We start from the raw sequence: 14,037 nt of genomic DNA, 5'->3' as shown, positions 1-14,037 counted from the left end.
GAGGAAGGGGCAATGAAGTTAATGACAAGCCCCCGGCCGGAAAACAGAGTCAGAAGCACATGCAGTTATATCTGGAGAAACAAGTATCTGTATCTGCTGATGCTGCCGGGAATCGTACTGTTACTGGTGTTTAAATATGCACCAATGTATGGAATCCTGATGGCGTTTAAAGACTTCAGTTTCCGGGACGGGATATTAGGAAGCCCTTGGAATGACTTTGCACATTTTAAAAGGCTGTTCGCTTCACCGGATTTTTATAATGTATTAAAAAATTCTATTGTATTGAATCTGTTAAAAATAGTATTTTGTTTTCCGGTACCAATCATTCTTGCAATCATGCTGAATGAAATCCGCTATAAGAGATTTAAGAAGATTACACAGACCGCAGTCTATCTTCCATACTTTATATCCTGGGTGGTTCTGGTATCGATAACCACAAACCTGCTGTCTACCAACGGGGGCCTGGTAAATGAACTGCTCAAAAGTCTGGGGATAGAGCCGATCATGTTTCTGGGGAAAAGTGAATGGTTTCGCCCCCTCATCGTGATCACTACTATATGGAAGGACACGGGCTGGAATACCATCGTGTATCTGGCTGCTTTGACGGCCATCGACCAGTCTCTTTACGAGGCGGCCATGGTAGATGGGGCGTCACATTTTCAGAGAATCCTCCATATTACACTGCCGGGAATCGCGGCGACCATCGTCGTGCTTCTGATCCTTACGGTCGGCAAGGCTATGGAAAATGGATTTGAGCAGATGTTTCTGTTTCAGAATTCGGTTAACATGCAGGTATCCGATGTGTTTGAGACGTATACCTACCGGGTGGGCATGGTGATGGGGGAATTTGCATATGCCACCGCTGTCGGCCTGTTCAAAGCAATTGTCGGTTTCATTCTGGTCGTGGGTTCCAATAAACTGGCCAATATGATGGGACAGAAAGGAATCTATTGAAAGGGGGAATGGCATGTGGTGAAAAGAAAAAAACTGAAGGGCTTTTCCATGTATGATTTTGTAATCTGCCTGTTTGTGCTGGTATTTGCAATCCTCTGTATCCTTCCGTTCTGGTATACATTTACATATTCCATCACGCCGTATGCGGATTATCTGAAAAATCCGGTCAGTCTGATGCCGAGAAATGTAACGATGGAAGCGTATGCGGAAGCACTTGGATTTCCGCTGTTGACTACGGGCTTTATAAATTCTATCTTTATTGTACTGGTGGGGTCCGTGCTCCAGGTACTGGTTTTGGTGATGACGGCGTATCCTCTTACGAAAAAGAATTTAAAGGGAACGAAAGCCGTGATGCTGCTGTATATCTTTACCATGTTTTTCTCGGGAGGAATCATACCGGAGTATTTCGTCATGCAGAAGCTTCATCTGATTAACTCGCTGTGGGCGCTGATTCTCTCTTCCGTAAATGGGGCCTATTCCATCATACTGATGAAGAACTTTTTGAGCAGTATCTCGGAGAGCCTGACGGAGGCGGCTACAATTGACGGGGCCAATGATTTCCAGACGTTGTTTCACATCGTGCTCCCGCTGTCCAAACCAGCGATTGCCACTATGTTTCTGATGTACGCGGTGGTCAACTGGAATGAGTTTTTCAAGGCGATTATCTATACGACGAAACGGTCGGTATGGCCCCTGCAGCTGGTTCTGCGGGAGATGATTTTGGAAGGAAATATGTCGGAAATGATGGCGGCTAATGAACGGACGGTATTTCCGTTCAGCTTACAGATGGCTACGGTGATGCTGAGCATCATCCCAATTATCTGTATGTATCCGTTTTTGCAGCGTTACTTTGTATCCGGGCTCACAATGGGGGCAGTAAAAGAATAAGAATGGAGAAGGAGAAGCAGATGATGAATGATAAAAAAATGAACAGAAAAATGAATGGTAAAAAGAGTTTAAAGGGAAGGATGAAGAAGGCGGGCTTTTTAACGATGGCGGCGGTGCTGGCGGTATCCGTTTCCGCCTGCGGCAAAAAGGAGACGGAGATGGCCGGAAATGCAGAGGCGCCGGCGACCATCCGGATCGTGACCAGTGTGGATGCACAGTTCCAGGTGGATAATAATCCTGTTATTGATGCCATCGAAAAAGCGGCCAATGTTAAGCTGGAGATCGAAGTTCCGCCGATTAATAATTATCTGGACAGGCTGAATGTGATCATGGCTTCCGGAGAACTGCCGGATATTGTCTTCCTCCAGGAAACCACAGACTCATCCTTTTATAAATGGGCGGACGACGGACTATTGATTCCGCTCGATGAGTATTTGCCTGATCTTCCCAATGTCACGGCCAATACGACGGAGGACCAGCTGAAGGCGGGGGTTGTCCCCACTTCCGGGAAACTGTACGCATTTCCGCGGCCTCACGCGGAGAACTTCAATGGAGCGGTGATCCGCCAGGACTGGCTGGATAAGCTGGGATTGGAGATGCCGGAGACAATAGAGGAGTTTGAAAAGGTGGCGACGGCGTTTACCTTTGAGGATCCGGACGGAGACGGACAGGACAATACATACGGTTTTTCCATGACAAATGTAAATGACAATTATAATTATAATAACCTTTCTGTGTTTTACAGTGCTTTCAACCTGCATAAGTCGTTTTGTCCGGATGAGAATGGAAAGGTAACGATAATCCAGGATCAGCCGGGATATTACGATATGATGGATTTCTTCCGCAGGATGTATGAGAAAGGAGTTTTGGATCCTGAGTGGTATACAAACCAGGGCTATGCGGAGACCGATAAGTTCAAATTTGGACAGACCGGAATCGATTCCCTGTACATCAAACCAGTCTCTCTATTCAGCACGGATGTGTATACGGGGACGAAAAGTGCATTTCCGGATTCCAGGCTTGGATTTATATATCCTTTGAAAAAGGATGAGAACTCACAGAGCTACTATGAGACGACCGCGTCAACCTGGGGCGGATATGCCATTTCCAGCAGCTGCAGTCAGATAGACCGTGTGCTTCAGTTTATCGACTGGTGTTATTCAGAAGAGGGACGGACCCTGATGAATATCGGTATTCAGGGAATTACCTATGACAGCTTTACGACGACAGAGGATGGTACGCTGGCCAAAATTAACTATAAGGATGACCAGTATGAGAACAGCCTGAAGTACGTTTCCAAATACTTTACCTTTATTACGGCACTGGATGGCATGCGTCTGGTAGCCGTAGGTGATTCACCGGAAAATCAGGATGCCTACATAAATATGGAAACAACGTATCGGAACAATGTAGAAATGGCATATATTCCGACGATCCAGGTTCTGACTTCCTATTCCAAACTCATGAAGGATAATCCGGAACTGGGGTCCAAGCTGGATGAGGCATGCGCAAAATATATCATCGGAAACAGCACACGCGAGGAATTCGTGGACTACATAGAGAATACGTATGTTCCGGCATTCGCCGATGTGATTACCGAGATGCAGGACTATTATGACAGTAATTTAAAGTAGAGAGAGGAATGGGATGATGAAGAACATAAAGAGGGCATTTGAGTCCGCAGAACTGAAGGAGACGATTCTTCCTGATGCATATGCGCTTTCCAGAGAGCGTTTTCGTTACATAAGATTTAAAATTTCGCCGGAGGAATACCACAGACTGTCTGCGGTCCGTCTGACCATGGAGGTGGTCAGCGGCCGGAGCGTGGTGGTGCTGAACCAGTATCTGGGGACAGAGCCGGAGGAAGTAGAAGGACTGAACGCTGCGGTAACGTATCCGGCCGGCGCGTGTGAGGCAGGGGAAAATGCCTTCGCGTATAAGGGACAGGTGCGGATAAAAGAGATCGAATTGCTGTATGAAGAGGAGGCCGAAACTATAGCTGCTGACTATAAGCTGCAGGAAACTGCCTGGATTGCGGACAAGACGGATCCTCTGCTGGATGCCGCTCAGTTTCTTTTTAATATACAGATTAAGGGGCCGGGACAGTCGCCCTTTAAAGGGGCCTGCTGGACGCTTTACGATTACGATGACGAGTGTCCACGGCTGGTCAACTGGCTGTGGGACAATGCCGTGGTGGTGGCGTGCATGGCAGAGCTGATCAAAAGCGGCCTCTACCCGGAAAAAGAAGCGCAGTTTTTACAGTTTGCCAGAGAGGTCGGAGAAGAATTTCTGCGCACTCAGATCCTTGATGAGGGCAGCGAGGTCTATGGGGCTTTGACTGCCAGATGGGAGTATCCGGGGCATCCGGCACATTCCTATGACTGCTACTTAGGACCGAATGATGCTTCTTTTGCTGTTAAATGGGCATTGATTCCGCTTTATGAACTGACCGGTGAGCAGCGGTATCTGGAAGCGTCCAGACTGGCACTGGATTGGGTAAAGAATTCCATCTATCTGCCGGACCGGGATTATCTGCCGTTGGATTACGATCTCACAGATGGTACCTGGGGAAATTACTCCATTATTGACACGGCGTTTATTCCGGAAGGATTTACGGAGTATGACCGCTTGAACTGTACCAATGAGTTTACGGAGGACAGCCGCTTTTTCATGGATCGTTTTATCCGCCAATACCGTCTGGACAATGGCTTTTACGGTCAGAATTATGATCCGGCCGCCGGGGTAGACGAGGTCATTTTTACAAGAGGGCTGGGCTGGACGATTGAGGGGCTGCTGGCAGCATACAGAGGGACGGAGGAAAAACGGTATTTAAAAGAAGCTGTCGAACTGGCGCTCCTGACCGCAAAAGAACAGAATGAGGATGGATCGTTCAGTTATATTCTGGGCTATCATGGAGTTCCTGAACAGAAGGACAGGGAGGGAACGGGGATCTGCGAGAAAGCGACGGCTATTCTGGCCTATCTGTTCTATGATATCTGCATGCTGGATCAATCACAGAAGGAGCTTCTGGAATCCGCGGACAGGGCGATGGTCTGGTGTGAAGCTAATATCCACAGAGGACCGGGAATGGGCTACGGTGGAATAAAGGCGGCAGGAATCAAATCCGGAATCACCTGTATGTCCTATCTGACGATTGCAACACAGTATGCCAACGCATTTTATATCCTTGCAAAGCTAAAAAGAACGGAGGCGCCATGGCTGAAAACAGAGTTATACAAATAGAAGTTCCGACAGAGCAGAATGCTGATTGGTATGAGCTGCGGATTTACAGCGGCCGCAATGAGCCGGTAGTGAAGGAGAGTGACACGTCCCCCCGTGATCCGGGGAGAAAGAGCCGGCTGTATGGGACTAAGTACGAGGGCATGTATAATTTTAACTATTTATTTCCGGTTGTGGATTTTGAATATGATGAGACGATGGAGGGAGTTCTCCTGTTTGAAGATGTTTTTTATGGGACCTGGGCGATGAACCCCATGTATCACAGAGAGCAGCGTTTTCCCCTGTCATCTAAGGTCGTAGTGCCGGGCTGTTATCTGGAATGGTGGGAAAACATGTTCCATTACGATAATCCGCAGGCCAGGGTAACAGAATTCTACATGAGAAAAAGATATCCAACCGGAACAGAGATGATAAAAGAGGAGATCAGGCTTCTGAGCGATCAGTGGAAGGGACGCATGGCTGTATGGAAGGTCGTGGACGGCTCTGAGAGGCTTCTGTGGGAGACGGATTTTGACTTCGATTCCGTCTATCAGGCAGAACCAGGGAACCGCGTCGGGAGAGATTCGGAAAGCGAAGTCCCGGTCCACCTGTCCAGAGAAATTCTTTTAACTGCCCTGGATGCTGATCTGGATTTCATAATGAAATCCCGGAACCGAAACCCGTATAGTGCGGTACCGGGAGGAACCTTTCTCTTTTACGATTACGATGCCAGGACGTTCCGCCAGAGAAACTGGCTCTGGACCTTCGGCCCCACGATGCAGACGCTGCTGAGGGCCAGGGATATACCGGAGATGTCCGAAAAGTACGGCTCAGACAGGCTTTTGGAAACAGCCGTTTCAATGGGGGATTTGTGCGTAAATAACCAGGAACTGAATCCCCAAAAGCCCAATTATGGGCTGCTCCTGTGCCGGATGGATCACGATACGGTCAACAACAGGCATGGCTATGAACTGAAATACTCCCCGCCGGACGGATTGTTCCAGGCCGGCTGGGGAATGATGCCTTTGTACCGTGCCACGGGTGATAAGCGCTATCTGGAATTCTGCAGGATCATGGCAGAAGCCACGGGGCGTCTGCTGGAACAGGATGTGATCATCCAGCAGGACTACTTTGCCGTGACGGAGAGCTGGAAGACAAACACCATGGATGAGGCGGGGTTTGGCATGGAGGGAATCGCAGAGCTGTATCTGGGCACCGGAGATCCCCGAATTGCAGAGATCGGCCGCAAATACATAGACCAGCTGATCCGGTATTTTGAGATGCCAGATGGCACATGGGCCCGCAATTATTTTCGGCACAGCCGGCTGGTGGAACCGCCGTTTGACTTAACGAGGGGCGCCGGCTGGGCCATGATGGGAATCTCATCCGCGGCTCGTATGGGACTGGGAGAGGAATACTTGGAAAAATGCCGCCGTATGGCTTCTGTTCTAATGAAGTATCAGAATGAAGACGGCAGCTGGTGGTATCGTTTCAGCGAGGCAGATCCGGTAAACGGAATCGCGGAGAAAGGGACTGCGGTGTGGACCGTGATGTTCTACCGGCTCTATAAAATGATGGGGGATACCCAATATCTGGAGACGGCCAGAAAGGGCCTCAGCTGGCTGATTAACAGCCAGTATAAAGGAGCAGACCGGGATGGACGCGGCGGAGTGCCGGTGTCGGGTCCCATGTCAGGAGTATCATACCGGCCGTTTTTCCGGATGGCGTGCCAGTATACCGCTGGATTTCTGGGATTGGCACTGATGGAAGAACTGAGCCTGGAGAGCCGGGATAATGAAAAAAAGGGGTGAGTGGAGATGCTGGCAGGACTGAAACAGAACCGTGCCTGGCTGGAGGAAGCCAGGCAAAAGCTTATAGAAAAGATGGCGTGGGTCAGCGATGTTTCCGCCGATAAAATTCCATATACTACGATAAATGGACGACACGACGACCGTTCGGACAATTCTGTCGATTGGGATATGGGAAATGGAATAAACTGGTGGACTAATGGCTTTTGGGGCGGTATTCAGTGGCTGATGTTTCAGGCGACAGGGGATGATCATTATGCCGCCATTGCACGTAAAACGGAGGCGAAGCTGGACCGGTGTTTTGAACTGTACGAAGGGCTTCACCATGATACAGGCTTTATGTGGCTGCCCACCGCGGTGGCGGATTACCGCCTGACCGGAGATCCGCTATCTCGAAGGCGTGGGCTGCATGCCGCTAATCTGCTGGCCGGAAGGATTAACTTAAATGGAGGGTATATCCGGGCATGGAATGAGAGCTCCTTTGGCGGGAATGCGGCAGGACTCGCTATCATTGACTGTATGATGAATATTCCGCTTCTTTACTGGGCTTCAGAGGAGCTTGAAGATCCCAGATACCGCAGTGTGGCCATGCTTCACGCGGACACAGTACTGCGGACCTTTTTCAGACCGGATGGCTCCTGCAGCCATATCGTGGAATTTGATCCGGTGACGGGGCGAAAGGTGAGGGCACATGGGGGCCAGGGCCTTCGGGAAGACTCTTCCTGGACGAGAGGTCAGGGCTGGGCGATCTACGGATTTGCCATCAGTGCGCGCCATACCGGGGAAGCACGGTATTTGCAGGCGGCCAGAAAAACGGCGGATTACTTTATCCGCAGGATACCAGAAAGCGGTCTGATCCCTGTGGATTTTGAACAACCGGAGGTTCCGGCTTGGGAGGATTGCGCAGCGGCAGTTATCGCAGCCAGTGGGATGATCGAGATCGCGGAACAGCTGGAGGAAAAAGATGGTGAACCGTATTTGCAGCAGGCACTCAGGCTGTTGAAAACTTTGTATGAGCAACGATGCAGCTGGAGCAGGGAAGAGGAATGTATACTAGAAAACTGTACGGCCGCCTACCATGGGAGTGAGCACCACATCCATATGATCTATGGAGATTATTTCTTCATGGAGGCAGTGTTCCGCCTGTGCGGACCGAGCGTTTCAATATGGTGATTCCGTGTGGTGTGATAACCGAGGATAAACGGGCAGAAGCCCCCGTGCCGCGAAGAAGCGGCATGGGGGCTTCTGCCGTATTCCGTTAAGACGTACGTGACACGCGGATAAATTGGAAAATTCCGCAAATCGTTTCCCAGAATAAATTGACTTCTGCCATGGAACAATGATATAATTTTTACTTAATGAGCAAAAGGAGACAGGACATGGGAGATGACGGAATTCGCCTGAATAAATTCTTAAGCGGTGCTGGAATCTGCTCCAGAAGGGAAGCAGACCGGCTGATAGAAGAAGGTAAGGTAACGGTCGGCGGAAGAACCGCCGTTCCGGGACAGAAGATAAAAAATGGAGAAACAGTTGTCTGTAATGGACGGACAATTGCGGCAGGAACAAAGGGCGCCGAGGAGAAACCGGACCGGGTGCTCTTAGCGGTGCATAAGCCGTGCGGAATCGTCTGCACCACCTCGGACAAGGACCGTGCTCCCAACATTGTGGACATGGTGGACTGCCCTGTGCGGATTTATCCGGTGGGCCGGCTCGATAAGGATTCGGAAGGGCTGATTCTGATGACCAACCAGGGCGATTTGGTAAACCGTATGATGCGCGGCAGCAGCGGCCATGAGAAAGAGTATCTTGTGTGGATAGACCGGCCGGTGAAACCGGAATTTATTCAGAAGATGAAAAAGGGAGTCTTTCTTCCGGAGCTGGATGTGACGACAAAGCCGTGTTTCGCAGAGATGACGGGAGAAAAATCGTTCCGTATTATACTGACCCAGGGACTGAACCGCCAGATCCGCAGGATGTGCGAGCAGCTGGGCTGCAAGGTGCGGAAACTGAAGCGTGTCAGAATCATGAATATAGAGCTGGGTGATCTAAAGGCAGGCGAATCCCGGCCAGTGTCAAAGAAGGAATATGCGGAGCTGATGCGCCGGCTGGAAAATACATCCGGCCTCTCCTTAAAAGACCGGACGGTGAATGAAAAGGGTCGGACAAAAAAAGAAAAAAGCCGGAATGATAATCCGGAAGTTCGGACGGATAAACGAAAAAAAGCCCCTGGAAAGCGGAAGTGATGCATGGAGAGGCACTTTTTCCGGTATGATAAGGAAGAGTAGGTGGGACCAGAACCCAACTATCGATCATAAACAGCAATACAGCAATCATGCATTAATAAGGAAAGAACGCAGTGAAAAGGAGATTGTAAGTGGACGAGAAAATCAGCAGAATGAAAGAACTGGCTGCCACTCTCACGGCCGCGGCGAAGACGTATTACCAGGAAAGCCGTGAGATCATGAGCAACTACGAATACGATAAATTGTACGACGAGCTGGTGGAACTGGAGAAGGAGACAGGAGTTGTGCTGTCCAAGAGCCCGACACAGAACGTAGGATATGAGGTGCTCTCCGAACTTCCGAAGGAGCGCCACGAGAGTCCCATGCTGTCGCTGGACAAGACGAAGAGTACGGCCGATTTACAGGAATGGCTGGGCGATCAGACGGGAATTCTCTCCTGGAAGCTAGACGGACTGACCGTCGTCCTCACTTACAGCGGCGGAACGCTGAAGAAGGCCGTTACCCGCGGCAACGGTGAGATTGGCGAGGTCATTACCAGCAACGCCAGAGTGTTTGCGAATGTGCCGGTCACCATCTCCTTTCAGGGAGAACTGGTGCTGCGCGGCGAGGCCGTCATCCGTTATTCGGAATTTAACCGGATTAATGAGGCCATCGACGATGTGGATGCCAAATATAAGAATCCCAGAAACTTATGCAGCGGCTCGGTCCGTCAGCTGAACAGCCAGATCACGGCGGAGCGGAACGTGAATTTCGAGGCATTTGCCCTGGTTACGGCCGAGGGCGTGGATTTTAAGAACTCCCGGAAGGAACAGTTTGAGTGGCTGAAGAGACAGGGATTCGATGTGGTAGAGTACAAGACCGTTACGGCGGAGACGCTGCCGGAGGCGGTGGAAGAGTTTGCCGAAGCCGTTTCCGGCTACGATATCCCTTCCGATGGCCTGGTGCTTCTTCTGGACGATATCGCTTACGGAGAATCTCTGGGACGGACTGCCAAATTCCCGAGAAATGCGATTGCATTCAAATGGGCGGACGAGATTAAGGAGACGAAGCTGGAATATATCGAGTGGAGCCCGTCACGGACCGGTTTAATCAATCCGGTCGCCGTGTTCGAACCGGTCGAGCTGGAGGGAACCACGGTGAGCCGCGCCAGCGTACACAATTTAAGCATTATGGAGTCCCTGGCTCTGGGCGAGGGCGACACCATCACGGTTTATAAGGCCAACATGATTATCCCGCAGATTGCCGATAACCTGACCAGAAGCGGGAAGATCCGGATTCCGGAGAAATGTCCGGTCTGCGGCGGTAAGACGGAGGTGCGCCAGGTAGGCGATGTCCGCAGCCTTTACTGCACGAATCCAGACTGCCAGGCCAAGCGCATCAAGAGCTTCGCCCTCTTTGTCAGCCGTGACGCGCTGAACATCGACGGCCTTTCGGAGGCGACTCTGGAGAAATTTATCGGCGCCGGATTTATTAAGGAGTTTGCAGATATTTTCCATCTTGACCGGCATGAGGAGACGATTACGCAGATGGAAGGCTTCGGCCGGAAGTCCTATGATAATTTAATCCGGGCGACAGAGACCGCGTCCCACACGACGCTTGCACGGATGGTTTACGGCCTTGGAATCTCCGGGATTGGTCTGGCCAATGCGAAGATGCTGTGCCGGAAGTTTAAGTTCGATTTTGACCGCATGCGTCATGCCACAGCGGAAGAACTGATCGAGGTCGATGGAATCGGGGGAGTCTTAGCCGATGCATGGATCCGCTACTTTGACGATGAGAAGAATCAGGAGATTGTGGACCATCTGCTCTCAGAACTCACATTTGAGCAGGAGGAGGAATCCACGGAGGAGGCCATCTTTGAGGGCATGACCTTCGTGATCACCGGAAGCGTGGAACATTTCGCCAACCGAAAGGAACTGCAGGAGGCCATCGAAGTGCGGGGAGGTAAGGCCACAGGCTCTGTAACTTCGAAGACAACGTATCTGATTAACAATGACGTGGCGTCCAATTCTTCCAAGAATAAGAAGGCCAAGGATTTAGGCGTGCCGATCATATCCGAGGAAGAGTTTATCAAGATGCTGGGGGAGTAAAATATGCCGATTAAAGTACAAAAAGATCTGCCTGCGAAGGCGATACTGGAAAAAGAGAATATCTTCATCATGGCGGAGGACCGGGCGATGAGCCAGGACATCCGCCCTCTGGAGATTCTTATTTTAAATCTGATGCCGGTAAAGGAGGACACGGAGACGCAGCTTCTGCGGGCGCTCTCTAATACGCCTCTTCAGGTGGACTGCACGTTTCTGATGCTGGCCACCCATACGTCGAAGAATACGTCGGCCAGCCATTTGAACAAGTTTTATGTTTACTTTGACGAGATTAAGAATAAGAAGTATGACGGTATGATTATCACCGGCGCGCCTGTGGAGAACCTGGAGTATGAGGAGGTCAATTACTGGGAAGAGCTTCAGGCGATTATGGAATGGGGCAAGAGTCACGTGACAAGCACCTTACATATCTGCTGGGGAGCCCAGGCCGGACTCTACTACCATTATGGGATACCGAAATACAAACGGGAAAAGAAGCTTTCCGGCATTTACCGCCATAAGGTTCTGGACCGCAAGGTGCCGCTGGTGCGCAGCATGGACGACTTTATCATGGCCCCGCATTCCCGCTATACAGAGGTGCGCAGAAAGGACATTGAGAAGGTGTCTGATCTGGTGATTCTTGCAGTGTCGGAGGAGGCGGGCGTCTATCTGGTGATGAAGCGCGACGGAAGCCAGGTGTTTGTCCAGGGCCATCCGGAGTACGACCGCATGACTTTGAACAATGAGTATCACAGGGATTTGACAAAGGGAATCAATCCGGAGCTCCCATGCAATTACTATGAGGACAACGATCCCTTCGCAGTACCGGTGCTCTCCTGGAGGAATGCGGCGAATACGCTGTATGGTAACTGGCTGAATTTCTACGTTTACCAGACAACGCCTTACGAGTGGGACGAAGAAGCCTGAAAATGCTTGATTTTACAGGGATTCCAGCGTTTTAGGAAAAATCATGAAGGTATCATAAATCATCATAAAATACCGTAATTTATTAAAAAAATGGCGTAAAAATGGCGTAAATCAAGAGGCAAAATGGCGTAAATAAAAATAGGAAATTTGTTACTATTAATAAAGAAAAATGCGTACGAAAGGTGTTATAAGTCAAACCCGGCTTATAATGCCTTTTTTAATTTCATTCTCATGAACGAGGGGATTTTCAATTCAATATATGAATGGAGGCAGTCATGGGAAAATCAGGAATTATTACAAAGAAAGATACAGGTAAGGACAACGAGGCCTATCACGACATTATTACACTGCTGAAAATCTACCGCTCTGTCAACTGGCGTATGCAGGTCAAAATCGGGCAGGTAAAGAGAAGATTCCAGGCTGAATACGGTTCCGACGTGGACGAATTTCTAAACCAGATATATGAAGCCGGTATGGATCTGAACGAAGACGCGGCTAATATCCGGGGGCGGGTGGAAGTAATCAGCAGCTCTAATAAGTTCCTGCGTCTGATTGACGAGTCGGTGGAACTGATGAGGCGCTATCATCCCCAGGGGGAGAAATTCTACTGGGTTATTTACTATACGTATTTATCGGCCTATAAGCCGGAGAATGTTTCAGAGATTTTAGACAACTTAGAGCCGCATTTCCCTAAGATACCGAGAATTAACCGGGCGACCTATTTTAGATGGCGTAACGAGGCGCTGAAGGCCTTACGCGGCATTTTATGGGGTTACGAGGATGAGAGCAGGGAGCTTCTTCAGCATTTTCAGGAGGCCTGGACAGAAGATGAAAAATAATTTATTTATTTTTAAAATACGGTTCACACAGAGCCGGCGAATTTATTAAAGTAGAGTTGTAACCGGACGTATTGTATACGTTTAAGAAAAACAATAGGAATAGCAGAGAGGAGAACTTATATGGTTATATCTGTGGATACAGGCAATAAGCAAATCAAGACGGAGCATTTTGTATTTCAGTCCGGGTTAAATGTAATGGAGGTTATGCCTCCCAAAATAGATACGAAAGTCCTGGAGTATAAGGGGAAATTTTATACTCCGTCCAACAGGCGGATTGCGTATATGAAGGATAAGACGTTTGACGAGCGGTATTATATTCTGACACTCATGGGGGTGGCAAGGGAACTGGAGGACCGTCTGAACAGGGGAATTTACCGCCCGGTGCCGAACCGGCCGGTTGGCGTGGAGCTTCTTGTGGGGCTTCCGCCGGCTGATTTTTCGGGGTTATATGAGAAATTTGAAAACTATTTCAGGAGAGACGAAGAGCCGGTCTCTTTCCGGTATGGTGGCAGAGAGTATCTGATCTGTTACCGTGATGTTGTTTCTTATATTCAGGCATATGCGGCGGCCGTCATGTATTCTAAGGATATGAAGCTGCGGCAGATGGCAAAGGTACTGATTGTTGACATTGGCGGATTTACACTGGATTATTTGCTGCTCCGTTATGGGGAGCCGGATACAGAGATATTTGACTCTTTAGAAAAAGGAGTTATACCGCTGTACAATGAAATACGGAACCGGGTGAGAAAACAGCTTGATATTCTTTTGGAGGACTCAGATATAGACCTGGTAATCCGGGAAAAAAACTCCCCGCTGTCAGCGGAGATAAAAGATTTAATTAGAAGCGTGGTTTACGAATATGTGGTCAATACCCTGGGGATTTTCCGGGAAATCGGAATTGATTTTAATTCCATCACAACCATTTTTGTGGGCGGCGGTTCCATGCTTTTAGCTGATGTAATAAAAGAAGTGTGGATTCGGTATCGTGGTGAGTATCATATCATTGATGATCCGCTGGCGAATGCAAAGGGCTATAAGAAACTGTATCTGGCAGACCATGCGTGTTAGTCTGGGA

Annotated in this window: 11 protein-coding genes; all 11 read left to right on the top strand. The window is 49.4% G+C overall.

Going from position 1 to position 14,037, the window contains the following annotated elements; genetic code table 11:
• Window positions 1-12 precede the first annotated feature (12 nt).
• The 11 genes from ACLTD4_RS02035 to ACLTD4_RS01985 all read left to right on the top strand — a co-directional run bounded on the left by ACLTD4_RS02035 (window position 13) and on the right by ACLTD4_RS01985 (window position 14,030).
• The gene (locus ACLTD4_RS02035) at window positions 13-954 is read left to right on the top strand and encodes an ABC transporter permease (RefSeq protein WP_070102547.1); all 942 of its coding nucleotides are present in this window, start codon (window positions 13-15) and stop codon (window positions 952-954) included.
• Between the two features lie 18 nt (window positions 955-972).
• Window positions 973-1,842, top strand: a complete 870-nt coding sequence (locus tag ACLTD4_RS02030; protein WP_412331089.1) for a carbohydrate ABC transporter permease — start codon at window positions 973-975, stop codon at window positions 1,840-1,842.
• Window positions 1,843-1,862: 20 nt separating this feature from the next.
• Window positions 1,863-3,476 carry an extracellular solute-binding protein gene (locus ACLTD4_RS02025; protein WP_181988660.1) on the top strand — a complete coding sequence of 538 codons (1,614 nt, stop codon included), beginning with the start codon at window positions 1,863-1,865 and terminating at the stop codon, window positions 3,474-3,476.
• A gap of 13 nt (window positions 3,477-3,489) precedes the next feature.
• Complete coding sequence (locus ACLTD4_RS02020) at window positions 3,490-5,085, top strand: hypothetical protein (RefSeq protein WP_117634230.1); 1,596 nt, start codon at window positions 3,490-3,492, stop codon at window positions 5,083-5,085.
• The gene (locus tag ACLTD4_RS02015; protein WP_117634228.1) at window positions 5,058-6,872 is read left to right on the top strand and encodes a hypothetical protein; all 1,815 of its coding nucleotides are present in this window, start codon (window positions 5,058-5,060) and stop codon (window positions 6,870-6,872) included. Before ACLTD4_RS02020 ends, ACLTD4_RS02015 begins: the two co-directional genes overlap by 28 nt.
• 6 nt (window positions 6,873-6,878) lie before the next feature.
• Window positions 6,879-8,042 (top strand): glycoside hydrolase family 88 protein, encoded by a 1,164-nt coding sequence (locus ACLTD4_RS02010; protein ID WP_055659489.1) that lies wholly within the window; start codon window positions 6,879-6,881, stop codon window positions 8,040-8,042.
• Window positions 8,043-8,248: 206 nt separating this feature from the next.
• Window positions 8,249-9,112 carry a pseudouridine synthase gene (locus ACLTD4_RS02005; RefSeq protein WP_070102548.1) on the top strand — a complete coding sequence of 288 codons (864 nt, stop codon included), beginning with the start codon at window positions 8,249-8,251 and terminating at the stop codon, window positions 9,110-9,112.
• A 152-nt stretch (window positions 9,113-9,264) separates the two neighbouring features.
• The gene (gene ligA / locus ACLTD4_RS02000; RefSeq protein WP_333490863.1) at window positions 9,265-11,202 is read left to right on the top strand and encodes an NAD-dependent DNA ligase LigA; all 1,938 of its coding nucleotides are present in this window, start codon (window positions 9,265-9,267) and stop codon (window positions 11,200-11,202) included.
• A gap of 3 nt (window positions 11,203-11,205) precedes the next feature.
• Complete coding sequence (gene metA, locus ACLTD4_RS01995) at window positions 11,206-12,123, top strand: homoserine O-acetyltransferase MetA (protein WP_412331088.1); 918 nt, start codon at window positions 11,206-11,208, stop codon at window positions 12,121-12,123.
• A gap of 275 nt (window positions 12,124-12,398) precedes the next feature.
• Entirely contained in the window at window positions 12,399-12,962 is a 564-nt protein-coding gene (locus tag ACLTD4_RS01990) for a hypothetical protein (protein ID WP_278836705.1), read from the top strand.
• A 120-nt stretch (window positions 12,963-13,082) separates the two neighbouring features.
• Complete coding sequence (locus tag ACLTD4_RS01985) at window positions 13,083-14,030, top strand: ParM/StbA family protein (protein ID WP_278836703.1); 948 nt, start codon at window positions 13,083-13,085, stop codon at window positions 14,028-14,030.
• The last annotated feature ends 7 nt before the right edge of the window (window positions 14,031-14,037 follow it).

It is taken from the genome of Hungatella sp. (assembly GCF_046966825.1).
The sequence above is the reverse complement of the archived record's forward strand: the minus strand, read 5'-3'. Positions and strand labels throughout refer to the sequence as shown.

Bases quoted from the DNA above. Each gene is read 5' to 3' on its own strand.
- ACLTD4_RS02035 (WP_070102547.1), top strand. From the start codon at position 13: ATGAAGTTAATGACAAGCCCCCGGCCGGAAAACAGAGTCAGAAGCACA.
- ACLTD4_RS02025 (WP_181988660.1), top strand. From the start codon at position 1,863: ATGATGAATGATAAAAAAATGAACAGAAAAATGAATGGTAAAAAGAGT.
- ACLTD4_RS02020 (WP_117634230.1), top strand. From the start codon at position 3,490: ATGATGAAGAACATAAAGAGGGCATTTGAGTCCGCAGAACTGAAGGAG.
- ACLTD4_RS02015 (WP_117634228.1), top strand. From the start codon at position 5,058: ATGGCTGAAAACAGAGTTATACAAATAGAAGTTCCGACAGAGCAGAAT.
- ACLTD4_RS02010 (WP_055659489.1), top strand. From the start codon at position 6,879: ATGCTGGCAGGACTGAAACAGAACCGTGCCTGGCTGGAGGAAGCCAGG.
- ACLTD4_RS02005 (WP_070102548.1), top strand. From the start codon at position 8,249: ATGGGAGATGACGGAATTCGCCTGAATAAATTCTTAAGCGGTGCTGGA.
- ligA (WP_333490863.1), top strand. From the start codon at position 9,265: ATGAAAGAACTGGCTGCCACTCTCACGGCCGCGGCGAAGACGTATTAC.
- metA (WP_412331088.1), top strand. From the start codon at position 11,206: ATGCCGATTAAAGTACAAAAAGATCTGCCTGCGAAGGCGATACTGGAA.
- ACLTD4_RS01990 (WP_278836705.1), top strand. From the start codon at position 12,399: ATGGGAAAATCAGGAATTATTACAAAGAAAGATACAGGTAAGGACAAC.
- ACLTD4_RS01985 (WP_278836703.1), top strand. From the start codon at position 13,083: ATGGTTATATCTGTGGATACAGGCAATAAGCAAATCAAGACGGAGCAT.